Raw genomic sequence first — 18,334 nt, 5'->3', positions numbered from 1 at the left:
TAAAATGAAAATCGGCGGATCATCCGCAATGCAGGCACAGGCACGCAGACTGAACACAATGGGTTAATGGACCATTGCTGACTGTAGGGCCGAGCCGGTCAGTGCCGGAGGTGTGGCGGAAGGAATATGTGCAGCGGCGAGCCGCTAAGAGGTCTGCCGCACGCTGTGTAGCCGTCACGTTGCAATCTATTGATCTGTAAGGAGTTTTTGGCGGAGAGGGGGGGATTCGAACCCCCGATAGAGTTGCCCCTATGCCGCATTTCGAGTGCGGTGCATTCAACCGCTCTGCCACCTCTCCGCATACGGTCGGCGCCCTCAGGCGCGGTCGGGTACATAGCGGCAGATTTGCAGCCTTGCAAGGGGCATGGTCGCGCCGGGGCCAACTAATTGCCGGGGCCGGGCGAAAACGGCCTTGACAGTTCCAGGATGCTCGCCTATTGCCCCACGTGCGTGGCAAAGGACCAAAGTCCGCCCGCAACTTCCGGTCTGCATCGATGTCCCTTGTGGCCGGTGATGCGGGGCCGTTTCACCGGCGGGCGCCAGCGCCCGTCATACCGACTGACAAAAAGACGGCCTCGCCTTTTTGGGCGAAGAGCCGGAACCGAACATGAAAGGACAAGAAATGTTCGCAGTCATCAAGACCGGCGGTAAGCAGTACCGCGTGGCAGCCAACGACGTCGTGACGGTTGAAAAACTCGTCGCTGTCGCTGGCGACAAGATCGAATTCACCGAAGTGCTGATGGTCGGCGAAGGCGCTGACGCAACGATCGGTGCTCCCTTCGTCGAAGGCGCGGTCGTGACCGCCGAAGTCGTCGAGCAGGGCCGCGCCAAGAAGGTCATCGCCTTCAAGAAGCGTCGCCGCCAGAACTCCAAGCGTTCGCGCGGCCATCGCCAGCACCAGACGACCGTCCGGATCGTCGACATCGCGGCAGCCGGCGGCAAGGCCAAGAAGTCTTCCAAGAAGACCGAAGCCCCCGCCGAAGCAGCAGCGAACTGAGATCAGGACAAGGTAAAGGAGAACTCCCATGGCACACAAAAAAGCTGGCGGTTCCTCGCGTAACGGTCGCGATTCGGAGTCCAAGCGCCTCGGCGTGAAGAAATTCGGCGGCGAGAACGTCATCGCAGGCAACATCATCGTGCGTCAGCGCGGTACGAAGTGGCATCCGGGCGCCAATGTCGGCCTCGGCAAGGACCACACGATTTTTGCACTTACGGCGGGCAACGTGGATTTCCGTACGAAGGCCAATGGCCGCGTGTACGTGTCCGTAATGCCGAAAGCCGAAGCAGCGGAATAAGCCGGTAGCGCTCTAAAACAGCCGGCGTCTCATCGACCCGGCTGATGCTACAGGTACCGAGCCTGCAGAAACAAAAGGGGAGATGGGGCAATCCATCTCCCCTTTGTTCATCTGGAGGATCGAACATGTTCAGCGAAATGTTGCGGGAAGACCAATCAAGGTCTCCCGAAGAGCGGCCAAGGCCGGAACGGTCGAGGACCGATTGTCCAATCTTACTGTCGCAGCGGCTCGTTCTCAGAGCCCCGCATGAAGACGACATCGACGCCCTTGCCCATCTCGCCAACAACGCCAACATCGCAACGATGGTCGCCCGCATGCCGCATCCCTACACGATCGCGGACGCCGCCGACTTCGTGCGACGCACGAAAGCCGGCGCGATTGGCAAGTGCGTCTATGCGATTACCAGGGCAGACACGGGCGCATTCCTCGGCTGCTGCGGGATCGAACCGCACGAGGATGGCCGGACGGTCGAGCTCGGCTACTGGCTGGGCGAGCCGTACTGGAACCAGGGCTATGCCACCGAGGCCGCCCAGAGCCTGACGGACATGGTCTTCCGCACCCGCGACGTCGAGCAGATCGACGCGCGCTGCCGGGTCATGAACATTGCCTCGCGGCGGGTCATCCAGAAGTGCGGCTTCCAGTTCCAGGCGACCGGCATGATCCAGAGCCTGGCTGTCGGGGGCATGGTCCCGGTCGAATGGTTCCGGCTCGACCGCAGGACCTGGGTTTCCCTGAAGAGCTGGGGGAACCTCGGATGAGCGCGCTTCGTCTGGAACGGGACGTCCCTGCCCTGGCCGACCCCGGCCCCTGCCCGGTCATTCCGACCGGGCGGCTGGTGCTGCGGCCGCACCGGCTGTCGGATGCGGAAGCGATCTCGGTCTCGCTCGGCGATTTCCGCGTCGCGCGGATGCTGGCCCGGGTGCCGGCACCCTACGACCGGCAGGACGCCGAAGAGTGGCTGTCAGGCGTCACGAGCGGTCTCCTGCCCGGCTGGGCGCTGGCGATCACCACGGGCGACGACGTCCATCTCGGGACGGTCGGCTTCGAGCAGCGCGCCGGCGGCTGGCACCTCGGCTACTGGCTCAACCGGTTCTACTGGGGCCGCGGCTACATGAGCGAGGCGGTGCACGGCGCCGTCGCCCGCTTCCTGATGCGGATGCCGGGCGTCGAACTGCACTCCGGAGTCTTCGCCGACAATCCGGCCTCGCTCCGGGTCCAGGACAGGGTCGGCTTTCGCATCACCGGGCTCGGCGAGGTCTATTCGGTGGCCCGCGGCGCCATGGTGGCGCATGTCGAGACGCGGCTTTCGCCGGGCGATTTCCGGCCGGCCGCCGTTCTGCGCTGAAAGAATGGCCCGGGCAAATCAGCCCGGGCCTTGCGACTGGGCGGCGTCGGAGCCTACAGGAGCTCGAACCAGACCGGGAGATGGTCGGAGCCGGTCGCGGTCTCGTCGATCCAGGCGTCCTTCAGGCGCCCGACAAGCCCGTGGCTGACGAAGCAGTAGTCGAGGAGCATCCGGTGGTCGTGGTCCTCCGGGTCGATCCAGCTATGGCTCCCGGTGGTCTGCCTGCCGAGGCCGGCAAGCACGTCTACGGGATGGGTGGCGCGGATCTGGCGGCCGTAGAAGCCGTCGGCCTCTCCGACCATGGCGCAGTATTCCGGCGATTCCGGCACCATGTTGAAATCGCCCATGAACACGTAGTCGTCGGGAAAGGGCGGCTGCGGCAGGCCAAACTCCCCGGCCCCGGAGATGGCGCCACCCTCGAGCGCATAGGCCTGGGCGCGCTCCTTCAGGTGGCGGATCTGTTCGATCCTCTCGCCGCGGTAGACGTGGTCGAGGTGGACGGAATAGACGCGCAGCGCGCCGCCGGGCGTGTCGATCACGGCCTCGGTCGCGCCGCGCTGGAGATTGAGCTTGTCGAGCGTGCGGGTGCGCGGCAGGGAAACGAGGCGGGTTGCGAGGATCGGATGGCGGGAGAGGACCATGTTGCCGAACTGGAAGCGGCGGCTGACGGCCCGGCCGTCCTCGACGGTCGAGCCGGCATCGATGTCGCAGGCGGGCCAGTAGGCGGAGAAGTGACCCGGCAGCAGCGCCTGCAATTCGGCCACCATGTCGATGTGGCCGTTGCGGTGGAAGCCGCGGGTGACTTCCTGCAGGGCGATGACGTCGGCACTTTCGATTTCGCCGGCGATGCGGCGAAGGTCGAGCCGGCCGTCGAGGCCGATGCCGTACTGGATGTTGTAGCTTGCGAATTTCACGATAGTCTTTGACCTCTGCGGGAACGGGCTATATCGAATGCGGCGAAACGGCCATCGGGCCGGGAAAAAAGAACGGCGAACCCATGAAGTTTCTCGATCAGGCGAAAGTCTATATCCGGTCCGGTGACGGCGGTGCAGGGGCTGTCTCGTTCCGTCGTGAAAAATTCATCGAGTTCGGCGGGCCGGACGGCGGCGACGGCGGGCGTGGCGGCGACGTCTGGGTCGAGGCGGTCAACGGGCTCAATACGCTGATCGACTTCCGTTACCAGCAGCATTTCAAGGGCGCCACCGGCCAGCACGGCATGGGCCGCAACCGCACCGGCGCCGGCGGCGCCTCGGTGACGATGAAGGTGCCGGTCGGCACGCAGGTGTTCGAAGAAGACAACGAGACCCTGATCGTCGACATCACGAAGGAGGGGCAGCGCTTCCGGCTTGCCGCCGGCGGCAATGGCGGCTTCGGCAACGCGCATTTCAAGTCCTCCACCAACCAGGCGCCGAACTGGGCCAATCCGGGCCTCGAGGGCGAGGAGAAGACGATCTGGCTGCGGCTGAAGCTGATCGCCGATGCCGGGCTCGTCGGCCTGCCCAATGCCGGCAAGTCCACCTTCCTCGCCGCCTGCACTCGGGCGCGTCCGAAGATCGCCAACTATCCGTTCACGACGCTACACCCGAACCTCGGCGTGGCGACGGTGGACGGGCGCGAATTCATCCTGGCCGACATTCCGGGCCTGATCGAGGGTGCGCATGAGGGCACCGGCATCGGCGACCGCTTCCTCGGTCACGTCGAGCGAACCCGCGTGCTGCTCCATCTCGTCTCGGCGCAGGAGGAGAAGGTCGGCAAGGCCTATAAGGTGGTCAAGCACGAGCTGGAAGCCTATGGCGGCGGGCTGACGGACAAGCCGGAGATCGTCGCGCTGTCACAGATCGACGTGCTCGACGAGGCCGACCTGAAGAAGAAGGCGAAGGAGCTGGAAAAGGCGTGCGGCCAGAAGCCGCTGCTGCTCTCCGCCGTCACCAATGTCGGGATGCTGGCGGCGCTGCGCGCCCTGCGCGACGAGATCGTGCGCTTTGGCACGGAAGAGCAGGACGAGGCATAGCATGGCCGCAATCCGCAAGGCGCTGTCGAGCCACAGGCGCATCGTCATCAAGATTGGGTCCGCCTTGCTGGTCGATCGCGGCAGCGGATTGAAGAAGGCCTGGCTCGACGCCGTCTGCGCCGACATTGCCGGGCTTCGGGCCGGCGGCACCGAGGTGCTCGTCGTCTCCTCCGGGGCGATAGCGCTCGGCCGCACTGTCCTGAACCTGCCCAAGGGGGCGCTGAAGCTGGAGGAAAGCCAGGCGGCCGCCGCCGTCGGCCAGATCGCGCTGGCGCGGGCCTGGTCGGAGAGCCTTTCCACCGAGGGCCTCGTCGCCGGGCAGATCCTGCTCACGCTTGGCGATACCGAGGAACGCCGGCGCTATCTCAATGCGCGTGCGACGCTCAACCAGCTCCTCAAGCTCCGCTCCGTCCCGATCATCAACGAGAACGACACGGTCGCGACGAGCGAGATCCGCTATGGCGACAACGACCGGCTGGCCGCCCGCGTCGCCACCATGGCCGGCGCCGACCTGCTGGTGCTGCTGTCCGACATCGACGGGCTTTACACGGCGCCGCCGCATCTCGATCCGGGCGCGCAGTTCCTCGACACGATCGCCGAGATCACGCCGGAAATCGAGGCGATGGCGGGCGGGGCGGCCTCGGAGCTGTCGCGCGGCGGCATGCGCACCAAGATCGATGCCGGCAAGATCGCGACGGCGGCCGGCTGCGCCATGATCATCGCCTCCGGCAAGAGCGACCATCCGCTGCGGGCGATCGAGGAAGGTGTGCGCTCGTCCTGGTTCGCGCCTGCAGGATCGCCGGTGACGGCGCGCAAGACCTGGATCGCCGGCCAGTTGCAGCCCGCCGGAACGCTGGTGATCGACGAGGGCGCGGAGCGGGCGCTGCGGTCGGGCAAGAGCCTGCTGCCGGCAGGCGTGCGGACGGTCGTGGGGACGTTCGCCCGCGGCGACACGATCGCCATCGCCGGATCCGGTGGTCGTGAGATCGCCCGGGGGCTCGCCGGCTACGATGCCGACGAGGCACGACAGATCGCCGGCAAGAAGTCGGCCGAGATCGCCGGCATCCTCGGCCATGCGGGGCGCGCGGCGATGGTGCATCGCGACGATTTGGTGATGACCGGCAGCGCGCGGAGCGAGGGTGGAGTGGCGCAGGAAAGGGATGCGGCCCATGCTTGACCAGGCAGAGAACAGACACGACGTCGCAGCCCTGATGGCCGCCATCGGCCGCAATGCCCGTGCCGCGGCCCGGCCGCTGGCAATGGCGACGACGGAAGTGAAGAACCGGGCGCTCGAGGCCATGGCGACGGCGATCCTGGCCGATCGCGACGCGGTCCTCGCCGCCAATGCGATCGATCTCGCCCATGCGCGCGAAAGCGGCGTCGCGGCCTCGTTCCTCGACCGGCTGACGCTGACCCCGGAACGTGTCGAGGCCATCGCCGCCGGCATCCGCGCCATTGCCGCATTCAAGGATCCGGTCGGCGACGTGATCGCGGAATGGGACAGGCCGAACGGGCTGCATATCGAACGCGTGCGCACGCCGCTCGGCGTGATCGGCGTGATCTACGAGAGTCGCCCCAACGTGACGGCGGATGCCGGCGCGCTGTGCCTGAAGGCCGGCAATGCGGTGATCCTGCGGGGCGGGTCGGACAGCCTGAATTCCTCGCAGGCCATCCATGCCTGCCTGGTGCGGGGCCTGAAGGAAGCAGGGCTTCCGGAACATGCCATCCAGATGGTGCCGGTCGCCGATCGCGCCGCCGTCGGCGCCATGCTCTCCGGTCTCGACGGGTCGATCGACGTGATCGTGCCGCGCGGCGGAAAGAGCCTCGTCGCCCGGGTCCAGAGCGAGGCGCGCGTGCCGGTCTTCGCCCACCTGGAGGGCCTCTGCCATATCTATGTCGACCGTTCGGCCGATCTCGACATGGCGCGGACCCTCGTCGTCAATTCGAAGATGCGGCGCACCGGCGTCTGCGGGGCGGCGGAAACGCTGCTGGTCGATCGTGCCGTCGCCACGACCCATCTGGCACCGCTCCTTGCCGCTCTGAAGGAGGCCGGCTGCGAGGTCCGCGCGACGGACGAGATCCGTGCGCTTGTCGCCGGCCTGGAGCCTGCGACCGAACAGGACTGGTTGACCGAATACCTCGATGCGATCATCTCGGTCGCCCTGGTGGACGGGGTCTCCGGCGCGATCGCGCACATCAACCGCTGGTCTTCGGCACACACAGAGGCCGTGATCGCCCAGGACCACGCGGTGGCGGACCGCTTCTTCGCCGAGATCGATTCGGCCATCCTGCTGCACAACGCCTCCACCCAGTTCGCCGATGGCGGCGAGTTCGGCATGGGCGGGGAGATCGGCATCGCCACCGGCAAGATGCATGCCCGTGGCCCCGTCGGCGTGGAACAACTGACGTCGTTCAAATACAGGGTTCGCGGCGCCGGACAGGTGCGGCCCTAGGTGAGACCCGACGCCATCGAACCACGCTACCTGAAGATGCCCCATGTCGAAAAGGGGATGGCGGTCGGCCTGTTCGGCGGCTCGTTCAATCCGCCGCACGAGGGGCACGTGCTGGTCGCCGACATCGCGCTGCGCCGTCTCGGCCTTGACCAGCTGTGGTGGATGGTGACGCCCGGAAATCCCCTGAAGGATCACAGCCAGCTTGCGCCGCTCAGGGAGCGGCTTGCACTGTCGGAAGCGATCACGCCGGACCCGCGCATCAAGGTCACCGCCTTTGAAAAGACGATCGGCCAGAACTATACGGCCCGCACGCTCGAGATCGTCCGGGCCCGCAATCCGGGCGTCCATTTCGTCTGGATCATGGGTGCCGACAGCCTGAAGAACTTCCATCGCTGGCAGAACTGGCAGCAGATCGCCCGCACCTTCCCGATCGCGGTGATCGACCGACCGGGATCGACGCTCGCCTTCCTCTCCTCGGTCATGGCCAAGACATTCGACCATGCGCGCATCGACGAGGAGGACGCCCGGGCACTGGCGTTCCGCCCCGCGCCGGCCTGGACCTTCATCCACGGGCCGCGTTCGCCGCTCAGTTCGAGCGCACTGCGCCAGGGCGGGGGAGCAGGGAAAGATGCGGGTAACAAGTAGTGTCTTGAAACCGGTACGTATTGATGCCTAAATCTAGTGGTGGTTCGTGGCATGCGTCGCGAATCGCTACCGTGCCGGATCTGTTAAGTGGAAAGGATTTACTCTGACAACAGTGCACGCGAAGGGAGGCGTCCGCAACGCTCTTCCCAAAAGCGCAGGACGTGGCGACGATGCCGCCGAACGCGCTCTTCACGCGGTCCTCGCCAGCCTCGAGGACTCGAGGGCAGAAGATATCGTCTCGATCGACATTGCTGGCAAATCGGCGCTGGGCGACTACATGGTGGTCGCGTCCGGACGATCCAGCCGTCACGTCGCGGCGATCTGCGACCACCTGATCACCGACCTCAAGGATGAAGGCTTCGGTTCCGCCCGCGTCGAAGGGCTGGAGACCGGTGACTGGGTGCTGATCGATACGGGCGACATCATCGTCCACGTGTTCCGTCCTGAAATCCGCGAGTTCTATAACATCGAGAAGATGTGGGCGGCTCCGGACATGGAAGAGGGCACGTTGCACTAGATCGTCGCACCGCCCGGTTCCGGGCGTCGCCTGCGGCCATGTTTCCGACACCCTTTCGGGTGGAGAGTGTCGCTGTGTGCGTCGGAGGAACCGGGTAGATGCGGATCGGACTTTTTGCGGTCGGACGGCTGAAGGCCGGGCCTGAGAAGGACCTTGCCGCGCGTTATCTCGACCGTTTTGCGAAATCCGGACCGGCCGTGGGGCTCGAGCTCGGCAAGCTTGTCGAGGTTGCCGAGAGCCGTGCTTCCAACCCGGAAACGCGCAAGCGCGAGGAAGCCGCGCTCCTGGACAAGGCAGTTCCTTCCGATGCTGTGCTCGTGCTGCTCGACGAACGCGGCAAGGCGGTCGGATCGGAGGAATTCGCCGAACTGCTCGGCCGCTGGCGGGATGCCGGCAAGCGCGACCTGATGATCGCCATCGGCGGCGCCGACGGGCTCGATCCGGAGCTGCACGAGCGGGCCGACCAGGTTCTGTGCCTCGGCAAGATGACGTGGCCGCACCAGTTGGTCCGCATCCTGATCGCCGAACAGCTCTATCGCGCCGTCACCATCCTTTCGGGGCATCCCTATCATCGCGTCTGAGCACGCCATGCGGTGCCGGCCCTACGGAAAATTGATTTCGATGTGCATCGGCAAATGCGCTAGACACAGGACAAACGGCAAGGCGCGCAGCATGACCACGTTCGCACCGTCCAGAAACGACAAGGGCATGACGTCCCCGCCGGCGCGATGGCAGCGTCCGCCCGGTGCCCTGGCTTTTGGTCTGGTCCTCGGTCTGTGGCTGACGTCTGCGCATGCCGCCCTTTCCGCCGAACCGACGCCGAGCCTCGCACCGACCGGGCGCGCAGTCGCGCAGGCGGGACCGCCGGCCGATCCCGCCGCCGGGATTGCGCTGCGCCGGGACAGCACGCGCCAGGAACTGGACGAACTGTCGAGGACGATCACGCTCTCGGACGAAAAAGTGCGCGACCTGGAAGCCAGCATCGGCAAGCTGGAAAAGGATCGCGCCACCCTGCGCGAGGCGATCGTCCAGTCGGCGCGCGCCCGCCAGGACATGGAAGCAAGGATACTGGCGGGCGAAAAGCGGCTTGAAGCCATGCGCGGCGACGAGGATGCCGCCCGCCTGTCGCTGCACGACCGTCGCGGGCTTTTGGCCGAAGTGCTCGCCGCATTGCAGCGCATGGGGCGCAATCCGCCGCCCGCCATCCTTGTCACGCCGGACGACGCGCTCGCCTCCGTCAGGAGTGCGATCCTGCTTGGCGCGGTGGTTCCGGGCATCCGTGCCGAAACGGACAAGCTCGTCGCCGACCTGCAGCGGCTGACGACGATCCGCACGGAGATCGGCAAGGAGAAGGCAGACCTCGCCGGCGCGATGGCCAGCCGGCTCGAAGAAGAGAAGCGCTCGGAGCTTTTGATCGGGCAGAACGAGGCGCTCGCTGCGGAAAACACGCGCACGCTCGAAGCCGAGCGTCGGCGCTCGGAGGAGCTTGCGGGGCGGGCCACAAGCCTCGAGGGCCTGATCGGCAGTCTCGAGGCCGAGATCACCTCGGTGCGCGAGGCGGCGGCGCTGGCGCGGCTGCAGGAGGCCGAACGGGCGCGCCAGACCGAGGAGGAGCGGGCCCGGGCGCGGGAGGCTGCGCTCTCGGCATCGCCCGACAAAAACCGCATTGCTCCCGCATACCCGTTTTCCGAGTTGCAGAAGCGTCTGGCCTATCCGGTTGCGGGTGAGCCGGTGCGGCAGTTCGGCGATGCGGATGGTACGGGCCATTCCGCCCAGGGGCTGATTCTCGCGACAAACCCGGGTGCGCTGGTGACGGCGCCTGCCGATGGGTGGGTGGTGTTTGCGGGCATGTTCCGAAGCTACGGGCGGATGGTGATCCTGAACGCCGGCGACGACTATCACCTCGTGCTTTCGGGCATGGACCAGGTGAATGTCAGGGAAGGCCAGTTCGTCGTGGCGGGAGAGCCCGTCGCGGTGATGGGGGCGAAAAGAGTGGCGAGTGTAAACGCATTGGCGCTGGAAACGGATCGGCCGACGCTTTACATTGAGTTTCGAAAGAATGGCAAACCGGTTGATCCTCGGCCGTGGTGGTCTGCTACAGTGTCTGGAAAGGTACGCAATGATTCGTAGGGCTTCCCTTGTTCTCGTCGGGGCACTGATGGGTGCCACGGCCATGAGCGCAGTCTATTCGCTGACCGTGCCGGCCGAAGCGGCCGGCGCATCGACCTATCGCGAGCTTTCGATCTTCGGCGACGTGTTCGAGCGTGTCCGCGCGCAGTATGTGACGCCGCCGAAGGAAGACCAGCTGATCGAGAACGCCATCAACGGCATGCTGTCCTCGCTCGATCCGCATTCCTCCTACATGAACTCCAAGGATGCCGAGGAAATGCGCACGCAGACGCGTGGCGAATTCGGCGGCCTCGGCATCGAAGTGACGATGGAGGAAGAGCTCGTCAAGGTCATTGCACCGATCGACGACACGCCGGCTGCACGCGCGGGCGTCCTTGCGGGCGACCTGATCTCGAAGATCGACGGCGCCGACGTGCGCGGCCTGAAGCTCGAGGAAGCCGTCGACAAGATGCGCGGCAAGGTCAATACGTCGATCAAGCTGACGATCCTGCGCAAGGGCGCCGACAAGCCGATCGAGCTGACGATCATGCGCGACATCATCGCGGTGAAGGCTGTCAAGTTCCGGGTCGAGAACGACGTCGGCTACCTGCGCGTCATCTCGTTCACCGAGAAGACCTTCGACGATCTCGAGGTGGCCATCGAGAAGATCAAGGCCGACGTTCCGGCCGACAAGCTGAAGGGCTACGTGCTCGACCTGCGCCTCAACCCGGGCGGCCTGCTCGACCAGGCGATCAACGTTTCCGACGCCTTCCTGGAGCGCGGCGAGGTGGTTTCCACCCGTGGCCGCAACGAGGACGAGACGCGCCGGTTCAACGCTTCCCCGGGCGACCTGACCGATGGCAAGCCGATGATCGTGCTCGTCAACGGCGGCTCTGCCTCCGCCTCCGAGATCGTGGCCGGGGCGCTGCAGGACCTGCGCCGTGCGACGGTCGTCGGCACGCGTTCGTTCGGCAAGGGGTCGGTGCAGACGATCATTCCGCTCGGCGACGCTGGCGCGCTGCGGCTGACGACGGCGCTCTACTACACGCCGTCCGGCAAGTCGATCCAGGGCACCGGCATCACGCCCGACATCACCGTCGAGCAGCCGCTGCCGCCCGAACTGCAGGGCAAGCTCGAGACGGCCGGTGAATCGGGCCTGCGCGGCCACATCAAGGGCCAGAGCGAGAGCGAGGAGGGTTCCGGCTCGGCAGCCTATGTGCCGCCGGAAGCCAAGGACGACCTGCAGCTCCAGTATGCGCTGGAACTCTTGCGCGGCCAGAAGACCGATCCGTCCTTTCCTGCCAATCCGGAAAAGGCAGAGCTGAAGAACTAGCGTATGCGCCCGGGCCGACCTCCGCGTCGGTCCGGGCCTGCTCCTTCAAGGTCAGGGCGGCCGTTTCTTGGGAACCGATCTCAACGCACCCCTCGGTCAGAACCGGAAGGTGTCGCCCGGCCGCAAGCGCGCGCCCCGCGTCAGCGCCGCGCGCCTCGCAGCCGCCTGTGCCGTCATCGCCGTGCTCGGTGGCTCGCTCTGGAGCCTGCTTGCCCCCCGAGGCCCGTTCAAGACACCGCAACCGCCCCAACAGCAGGCAGCGCAGGCCGATGGCCCCGCCGCAGGCAGTGCTGCGGGCGGCGCAACCGACAATCCCGGGGACAAGCCGGGAATCCGCCGCGAGAGGGGCCTGTCCGGGGCGGAGATCGAGGAAACCCGCAATCCGGACGGCAGCATCGTGCGGAAATTCACGCCGAAGGCGCGCGACGGCGCCGGGCCGCTCATCCTCGACGCCAGCCGGATCGGCCAGGATCCCCGCTCCGCCGCCTTCCCCAATGACGACCTGATCGAGAACACCGCTTTCGGCAAGCTGCCGATCGTCGGCCCGGACGGCCTGCGTCCGGTCGAGCAATATGCCCGCCCCTGGTCCGGCGCGCGCGGCACGCGCGTGGCGATCGTCGTCGGCGGACTGGGGCTCAGCCAGACAGGCACCCAGCGGGCGATCCGCGACCTGCCCGGCGAAATCACGCTGGCCTTCGCCTCCACCGGAAACAGCCTGCCCCGCTGGATGCAGGAGGCGCGCCGCGAGGGGCACGAAATCCTTTTGCAGGTGCCGCTGGAGCCGTTCGACGATGCGGACGGCGACCCCGGCGCGCGCACCCTGCGCGTCGATGCCGGGACCGAGAAAAACCTCGACGAACTTCATCGCGCCATGGCGCAGATCACCAACTACACGGGCATCATGAACTATATGGGCGGCCGGTTTCTTTCCGATGCGGACGCTGTCGAGCCGGTGATGCGCGACATCGCCGATCGCGGGCTGCTTTTCCTCGATGACGGTTCGTCGGCGCAGTCGCTGTCCGGCACGGTGGCGGGCGCGCTGGACATGCCGCATGCCTTCGCCGACATCCAGCTCGACGGGACGCTGTCGCGCGACGCCATCCTGCGCAAGCTCGACGAACTGGAACGCGTCGCGCGCCGCAACGGAGCCGCGATCGGCGTGGCCTCGGCCTTCGACGAGAGCGTCGCGGCGATCGCCGACTGGAGCCAGGAGGCGAGCCGTCGCGGGATAGAAATCGTCGGCGTCGCCGCGCTGGCCGATGCGCCTTCCAAGCAATAGGATCCAACGATGAGCAAGGACAAGAAGAAGCCGATTGCGGCGGAGGACCTCCCCTATCGCCCGTGCGTCGGCATCATGGTGCTGAACCGCGACGGGCTGGTCTGGGCGGGGCGGCGAATCGCGATCGGCAATTCGGAGTATGACGGCTCGCCGCAACTCTGGCAGATGCCGCAGGGCGGGATCGACCGCGACGAGGATCCGCTGGTGGCGGCGCGGCGCGAGCTTTACGAAGAGACCGGCATGCAGACCGTGTCGCTGCTCGCCGATGCCGGACGCTGGATCAACTACGACCTGCCGGCGCATCTGATCGGTATCGGCCTGAAGGGCAAGTACCGGGGCCAGACCCAGCGCTGGTATGCCTTCCGCTTTGAGGGAGACGAGAGCGAGATCGCGATCAATCCGCCGCCGGGTGGACATGAGGCCGAATTCGATGCCTGGGCGTGGAAGCCCATGCACACGCTGCCGGAGCTGATCGTTCCCTTCAAGCGCAAGGTCTACGAGGAGGTAGTCGCCGCCTTCACGCATCTTGCGCCCTGAGGAACAGGAATTCGCTGTGCGGCCAAGGATGGAGCCGCCCCGGTGCCGGGGCGGCTCCCTTGCGTCCGGGGCGGGCGAGATCAGATGAAGCTGAAGTCGTCGACGGTGAGCCTGTTCACACCCTGCAGGGTGGCCACGAGCTCGAGATCGGCATCTGCACCCTTGCCGTCGGCATCGAACCAGAGGCGGCCATTGTCCGATTCGAACAGGAAGGTGCCCTTGCTGCTGCTCGAGACGGGGTCGGCACCGACGACGAGCGTGACGGTCTTGTCGGCCGTCGAGATGCCGTAGGCCGACTTGGAGATCACGAGCTTGTCCTGACCGCGCGTGAAGTCGGTGATCACGTCGCCTTCGCCGTCGCGCCCGGCGCTGTCGAAGACGAACTGGTCATTACCGGAGCCTCCGGTCAGCCAGTCGTCGCCGGCGCCGCCGATGAGCTTGTCGTTGCCGGCGCGTCCGTCGAGGATGTCGTCCGAGCCGTTGCCGTAGAAGATATTGTTGGTGGCATCACCCCGGATCGAGTCGTCATTGGCGCTGCCCTGCACGACCTCGATATTCCTGACCGTCAGGCCGAGGGCGTGGCCCTTGTTGGCCGCCTGGTTCTGCAGGTCGAGGACGATCGAACGGTTGCCTTCCTTGAAGGACAGCGTGTCGGTACCGGCTCCGCCGTCGAACACGTCCTGGCCGGTAAAGTCGGTGCGGATCAGCTGGTCGTTGCCGGCATCGCCGTAGAGCAGGTCGTTTCCGGCGCCGTCCTCGAGCTTGTCCGCGCCGTCACCGCCACGCAGGGTGTCGTTGCCGGCATTGCCCTTCAGCCAGTCCGCCATCGCCCCGCCGGTGACCGTGTCCTTGCCCTTGCCGCCGTCGTAGTCCAGCGTTTCGAAGCCCTTGACGGTGGTCGTTGCATTGACCTTGACAGTCCCGGTCGTGAACTTGAAGGCAATATCCTTCGTCTGTTCGGTCATCAGCAGGTGCAGGCTGTCGGTGCCCGCGCCGCCATCGGCCGTGTCGCCGGCGCCAGCATAGACATGGTCGTTGCCTTTGCCGGCATAGATGCGGTCCCTGCCTCCGGTCGAGTTGAGGCCATCGCCATAGAGGGTATCGTTGCCGTCCCCGCCAGAAAGCGTGTCATTGCCGGAATCACCGAAGATCGTGTCGTTTCCGCCGCGGCCGCTGAGCGAGTCGTTTCCGGCGCCGCCCCGCAGATGGTCCGTCAGATTGCCGCCGGTAAACGTGTCCTTGCCGCTCCCGCCGACAAGCGAGACACGCTCGACATTCTTCACCGTCACCGGAGCATTGGCGACCGTGACGGATGATGCGACCTTGTAGGTGATGCCTTGCGTGTACTTGCTGAAGTCGATCGAGGCGAAATCCGTTCCTTTGCCGCCGTCGAGCGTCAACCTGCCCTTCGAGGCCTCGCGCGTGAACTCGTCGTTACCATCTCCGAGCTTGACCTTGTAGTGGCCGGTCGACTTCGCGCCATCGCGAACCCAGACCTTGTCCGCTCCGGTCCCTGCATCGATCGTATTGGAGCCGCCCGAATCGCGGATGTCGTCGTTGCCGGCACCACCGGTGAGCTTGTCGTTGCCTTCTCCGCCGTCCAGCAAGTCACTATAGGCCGTGCCCAGCAGCGTGTCGTTGCCGGCATTGCCGAAGAAGCTGACGCTCTTCGCCGAACCGACCGACTTGATCACATCGTTTCCCGAGCCGAACTCGACCTGGAAGTGTTCGAAGTTCTTCAGGGAGGTGCCATCCGTCAGCGATGCCTTCGAACCGCTGACGGAGAAGGTCTGGCTGGACGCCAGCGACTTCCGGTCGACATAGACCCGGTCCGTATTCGCGCCGCCATCCGCCTTGTCGGCGCCGCCGCCGCCCAGGTAGACGAGGTCATTGCCGTCGCCGGCGACAACTTTGTCCTTGCCGGTGCCGGCCCGGAGTTCATCGTTGCCGCTGCCGCCCTTGATGGTGTCGTTGCCGGCGCCGGCATCGATGATGTCATGGCCGCTGCCGGTGGTGATGACGTTGGCGCCGGATCCCGTCGCATAGATGCTGTAGTGCTCGATGCCCTTGAAGGTCGTGCCGCCGGAGAGGGTGTTTGTCTGCGTCGGGAGCTTCGCCGTGAAATTGCCGGCGAACTTGGTCACGACGAGGCGGTCGCTGCCGGAACTGTCGCTGATCGTGTCCTTGCCGTCGCCGAAGGCGTAGTTGTAGGTGTCGTTTCCGCTTCCTCCGTCGATGCTGTCGTTGCCGAGCCCGCCCGTCAGCGTATCGTCGCCGGTCCCGCCGAAGATGGTGTCGTTGCCGGCGTCGCCTGTGATGTTGTCATTGCCGGCATCGCCATAGAGCCGATCGTTGCCGTTGCCGCCGTTGATCATGTCGCCGTCGTCGCCGCCATAGACCTTGTCGTCGCCATCGTCACCGGAGAGGATATCGACGCCCTTCTCGCCGTAGAGCGTGTCGTTGCTGGCGTCGCCATTGAGGATGTCGATGCCGTAGCCGCCATAGAGCGTGTCGTCGTCCTCGCCGCCGCTCAGGATGTCGCTGCCGCGTCCGCCCTTGAGAATGTCCTTGCCGGCGCCGCCCATGAACATGTCGGAATAGTTGCCGCCAGTCATGTTGTCGGCGAAATCGGTGCCGGTGATCTGGTAGCTCTCGACATGGCTCGTCCTGAGGTTGCCGAGCAGGGTTTGCGGCGTGATCCAGTCCTTGATGACGAGGGACAGGCCGCTGGTGTGGTCGCTGTAGTCGACGATCAGCCGGTCGATGCCGGAGCCACCGTCGAGGATGTCGCCGCCGATTTCGTCGAGCGCACCGGCCATGAGCGTGTCCTTGCCGGAACCGCCGTTCAGCCGGTCGGCGCCAGGTCCGCCGATGAGAACGTCGTCGCCGCTGTCGCCGTTCAGCGTGTCGGCGCCGACATCACCCATGATGTAGTCGCCCTGGAAGGATCCGTTGAGCTGGTCGTCGCCCTCGCCCCCCATGATCGTGTCACCGCCCATGCCGCCGTCGACGATATCCGCGCCCGCGAGCGCCATGATCATATCGCCTTCGTCGAGGTCGGTGCCTTTCAGGTTGTCGGCTCCCATCGAGCCCATGATCGTACCCATCCGTCTCTCCTGATGTTCGATTTACGGAAGTTGCAATTTCCGGGCAGGGCAGCAGAGGCCGGCCCGGGGCGAGGTGGAGGTGCAGCGCGCGGGCGAACGTCGCCGCAATGCGCGCCATCTTGTTTTCACTTCACTGCACCTGATCGTTCCTCCACCGTGCCGGACAGGGTGTCCGGCATCGCGTTCGGCGCTGGATGCAACCGATCGCGTCGCCATATTGTGGAAAAAAACGGTGTCCCCTGTTCCTGCGGTAACTGACAGTTGCATGCCCTACACGCAGCGGTCGAACGGTCTGGTGGAAAAGTGCAGCTGGTGACAGGGGCCCGCAGGGCCGGTTCAGGGAGGCTTGGAGGCCGCTCCAGCTGGGAACCGGTCAGGGATTCGCGATCGATCGCAGGGCCCGGCTGTGGGATGGCTTTCAGGCAGCATGATCCGCGGGGCGGCACCTCAGGAGATGGCGACGGTATTCTGCGCTTTCAAGAATTTCGATCCACATCGCTGGGGATGACTGGCCCGGTTTAGCCGGTGGCCGCGCAGTGATCGCCGATCATGCAGGGGCACTCTCGTGCTGGACGCGGCACGATTGCGGTGGGTGCTTCCTGGCGCTTGTCCTTGCGCAGGGTGGGCGGCGTTTGCCGTTTTGTGCCACCCTGTGCCGCCGCCTGTGCGAGAAGGCGCCTCGGCCTTGGCGCACCCGGAACGCAAAAATCCCCGGCAGGCCGTGCCGGGGATCTCATGAATGCGCGACGACAAGAGCCGTGCGTTATTCCGCTTTGTTCGCCGGGGCGGCATTGAGCTGGCCGTATTTCTCGGCGCCCAGCTTGTCCAGGAGGTCGAGCTGGGTCTCGAGGAAGTCGATATGGCCCTCCTCGTCGGCGAGGAGCTCTTCGAAGAGCTTCATGGAGACATAGTCTCCGGCGTCATGACAGATGTCGCGGGATTTCTTGTAGGCCTTCCGGGCGTCGTACTCGCCGGCAAGGTCGGCCTCGAGGACTTCCTTGACGTTCTGGCCGATCCGCAGCGGCGCCAGCGTCTGCAGGTTGGGATGGCCTTCGAGGAAGATGATGCGCGCAACCAGCTTGTCGGCATGGTGCATCTCCTCGATGGACTCGGCGCGTTCCTTCTTCGCGAGGAGGGTGTAGCCCCAGTCTTCCAGCAGGCGATAGTGAACCCAGTATTGATTGACGGCGCCGAGTTCGAGGAAGAGCGCTTCGTTAAGCTGCTCGATTACTTTTTTGTCGCCTTTCAATGTCCGCTCTCCTGTTGTCTTCATGGAACTGTTTGAGGCGGATCATGAAATCAAATATCTCGGCATCCGTCGAGTGGCGCTCGGCGTGATAGCGTTCGGTGGTGCGGATGATGATGTCGACGACATTGGGGAAACAGCCGCAGCAGCGCCCGCGTTTCTCCATCGCATGGTAGACCTTGGCAGGTACGATCAGCTGCCAACGATCCTGGTCGAGGAGGTCGTTGATGACGTCCTCGATCTCTTTTTCACTGATGAAGTTACAGCTGCAAACCAGCATTTGTTCTGCCTGCCATGCGCAATAGCCTGATTTCCTGCGATTAAGCAAAAGGCGATATTTGCTGTCAAGATAAAACAGGTCAGCACTGCTGCCGCTCTCTTTACACTGGTTCTAAACTTGACAGTTTCCTTCGTCTTTTCAAAAAGTTGCGAGGCCGCCCAGCTCCAATTCCGGCAT

The 18,334-nt window shown here is 65.3% G+C and carries 18 protein-coding genes and 1 tRNA gene; 14 read left to right on the top strand and 5 right to left on the bottom strand.

What is annotated here, in order from left to right; translation table 11 throughout:
• Positions 1 to 208: 208 nt before the first annotated feature.
• Positions 209 to 298 (bottom strand) — tRNA-Ser (locus LQK81_RS11330).
• 324 nt (positions 299 to 622) lie between these two features.
• Between LQK81_RS11330 and rplU the strand changes: the two genes are divergently transcribed.
• From rplU to LQK81_RS11310, 4 genes are all read left to right on the top strand, one after another.
• A complete protein-coding gene (gene rplU / locus LQK81_RS11325) occupies positions 623 to 997 on the top strand; it encodes a 50S ribosomal protein L21 (protein WP_112596791.1) in 375 nt (124 codons plus the stop codon).
• A 28-nt stretch (positions 998 to 1,025) separates the two neighbouring features.
• Positions 1,026 to 1,295 carry a 50S ribosomal protein L27 gene (rpmA, locus tag LQK81_RS11320; RefSeq protein ID WP_034802646.1) on the top strand — a complete coding sequence of 90 codons (270 nt, stop codon included), beginning with the start codon at positions 1,026 to 1,028 and terminating at the stop codon, positions 1,293 to 1,295.
• A gap of 125 nt (positions 1,296 to 1,420) precedes the next feature.
• Positions 1,421 to 2,053, top strand: coding sequence for a GNAT family N-acetyltransferase (locus LQK81_RS11315; protein WP_230806366.1), 633 nt, complete (start codon positions 1,421 to 1,423; stop codon positions 2,051 to 2,053).
• Positions 2,050 to 2,640 carry a GNAT family N-acetyltransferase gene (locus LQK81_RS11310; RefSeq protein ID WP_230806364.1) on the top strand — a complete coding sequence of 197 codons (591 nt, stop codon included), beginning with the start codon at positions 2,050 to 2,052 and terminating at the stop codon, positions 2,638 to 2,640. Before LQK81_RS11315 ends, LQK81_RS11310 begins: the two co-directional genes overlap by 4 nt.
• Positions 2,641 to 2,693: 53 nt before the next feature.
• On the opposite strand, the gene LQK81_RS11305 is transcribed toward LQK81_RS11310, so the two are convergent.
• Positions 2,694 to 3,554: an endonuclease/exonuclease/phosphatase family protein gene (locus LQK81_RS11305; RefSeq protein ID WP_230806362.1), complete on the bottom strand. Its 861-nt coding sequence runs from the start codon at positions 3,552 to 3,554 to the stop codon at positions 2,694 to 2,696.
• Positions 3,555 to 3,637: 83 nt separating this feature from the next.
• On the opposite strand from LQK81_RS11305, the gene obgE reads away from it, so the two are divergent.
• The 10 genes from obgE (at position 3,638) to LQK81_RS11255 (ending at position 13,524) form a co-directional block, all read left to right on the top strand.
• Positions 3,638 to 4,651: a GTPase ObgE gene (obgE, locus tag LQK81_RS11300; RefSeq protein ID WP_230806360.1), complete on the top strand. Its 1,014-nt coding sequence runs from the start codon at positions 3,638 to 3,640 to the stop codon at positions 4,649 to 4,651.
• 1 nt (position 4,652) lies between these two features.
• Positions 4,653 to 5,828, top strand: coding sequence for a glutamate 5-kinase (gene proB, locus LQK81_RS11295; protein ID WP_230806358.1), 1,176 nt, complete (start codon positions 4,653 to 4,655; stop codon positions 5,826 to 5,828).
• Positions 5,821 to 7,104, top strand: coding sequence for a glutamate-5-semialdehyde dehydrogenase (locus LQK81_RS11290; RefSeq protein WP_230806355.1), 1,284 nt, complete (start codon positions 5,821 to 5,823; stop codon positions 7,102 to 7,104). The genes proB and LQK81_RS11290 overlap by 8 nt, the downstream gene beginning before the upstream one ends.
• Positions 7,105 to 7,119: 15 nt before the next feature.
• Entirely contained in the window at positions 7,120 to 7,749 is a 630-nt protein-coding gene (locus tag LQK81_RS11285; RefSeq protein WP_230806542.1) for a nicotinate-nucleotide adenylyltransferase, read from the top strand.
• A gap of 46 nt (positions 7,750 to 7,795) precedes the next feature.
• Positions 7,796 to 8,266 carry a ribosome silencing factor gene (gene rsfS / locus LQK81_RS11280; RefSeq protein WP_230806353.1) on the top strand — a complete coding sequence of 157 codons (471 nt, stop codon included), beginning with the start codon at positions 7,796 to 7,798 and terminating at the stop codon, positions 8,264 to 8,266.
• Between the two features lie 98 nt (positions 8,267 to 8,364).
• Complete coding sequence (gene rlmH, locus LQK81_RS11275; protein ID WP_230806351.1) at positions 8,365 to 8,847, top strand: 23S rRNA (pseudouridine(1915)-N(3))-methyltransferase RlmH; 483 nt, start codon at positions 8,365 to 8,367, stop codon at positions 8,845 to 8,847.
• Between the two features lie 127 nt (positions 8,848 to 8,974).
• The gene (locus LQK81_RS11270; protein WP_230806541.1) at positions 8,975 to 10,396 is read left to right on the top strand and encodes a murein hydrolase activator EnvC family protein; all 1,422 of its coding nucleotides are present in this window, start codon (positions 8,975 to 8,977) and stop codon (positions 10,394 to 10,396) included.
• Complete coding sequence (locus tag LQK81_RS11265) at positions 10,386 to 11,708, top strand: S41 family peptidase (RefSeq protein ID WP_230806349.1); 1,323 nt, start codon at positions 10,386 to 10,388, stop codon at positions 11,706 to 11,708. The genes LQK81_RS11270 and LQK81_RS11265 overlap by 11 nt, the downstream gene beginning before the upstream one ends.
• Before the next feature lie 67 nt (positions 11,709 to 11,775).
• Positions 11,776 to 12,987: a divergent polysaccharide deacetylase family protein gene (locus tag LQK81_RS11260; RefSeq protein ID WP_230806347.1), complete on the top strand. Its 1,212-nt coding sequence runs from the start codon at positions 11,776 to 11,778 to the stop codon at positions 12,985 to 12,987.
• Between the two features lie 9 nt (positions 12,988 to 12,996).
• Positions 12,997 to 13,524, top strand: a complete 528-nt coding sequence (locus LQK81_RS11255) for an RNA pyrophosphohydrolase (protein ID WP_230806345.1) — start codon at positions 12,997 to 12,999, stop codon at positions 13,522 to 13,524.
• 80 nt (positions 13,525 to 13,604) lie between these two features.
• Here LQK81_RS11255 and LQK81_RS11250 read toward each other — a convergent pair whose 3' ends face one another.
• The 3 genes from LQK81_RS11250 to LQK81_RS11240 form a co-directional block, all read right to left on the bottom strand.
• Positions 13,605 to 16,631: a calcium-binding protein gene (locus LQK81_RS11250; protein WP_230806343.1), complete on the bottom strand. Its 3,027-nt coding sequence runs from the start codon at positions 16,629 to 16,631 to the stop codon at positions 13,605 to 13,607.
• 763 nt (positions 16,632 to 17,394) lie between these two features.
• Positions 17,395 to 17,880: a bacterioferritin gene (gene bfr, locus LQK81_RS11245; protein ID WP_230806341.1), complete on the bottom strand. Its 486-nt coding sequence runs from the start codon at positions 17,878 to 17,880 to the stop codon at positions 17,395 to 17,397.
• Complete coding sequence (locus tag LQK81_RS11240) at positions 17,846 to 18,205, bottom strand: (2Fe-2S)-binding protein (protein ID WP_442967110.1); 360 nt, start codon at positions 18,203 to 18,205, stop codon at positions 17,846 to 17,848. The genes bfr and LQK81_RS11240 overlap by 35 nt, the downstream gene beginning before the upstream one ends.
• Between the last annotated feature and the right edge of the window lie 129 nt (positions 18,206 to 18,334).

Source organism: Rhizobium sp. GN54 (assembly GCF_021026345.1).
In the GTDB taxonomy this organism is placed as follows: domain Bacteria; phylum Pseudomonadota; class Alphaproteobacteria; order Rhizobiales; family Rhizobiaceae; genus Mycoplana.
Note: the sequence above shows the minus strand (reverse complement) of the source record. Positions and strands in the feature narration are given on the sequence as shown.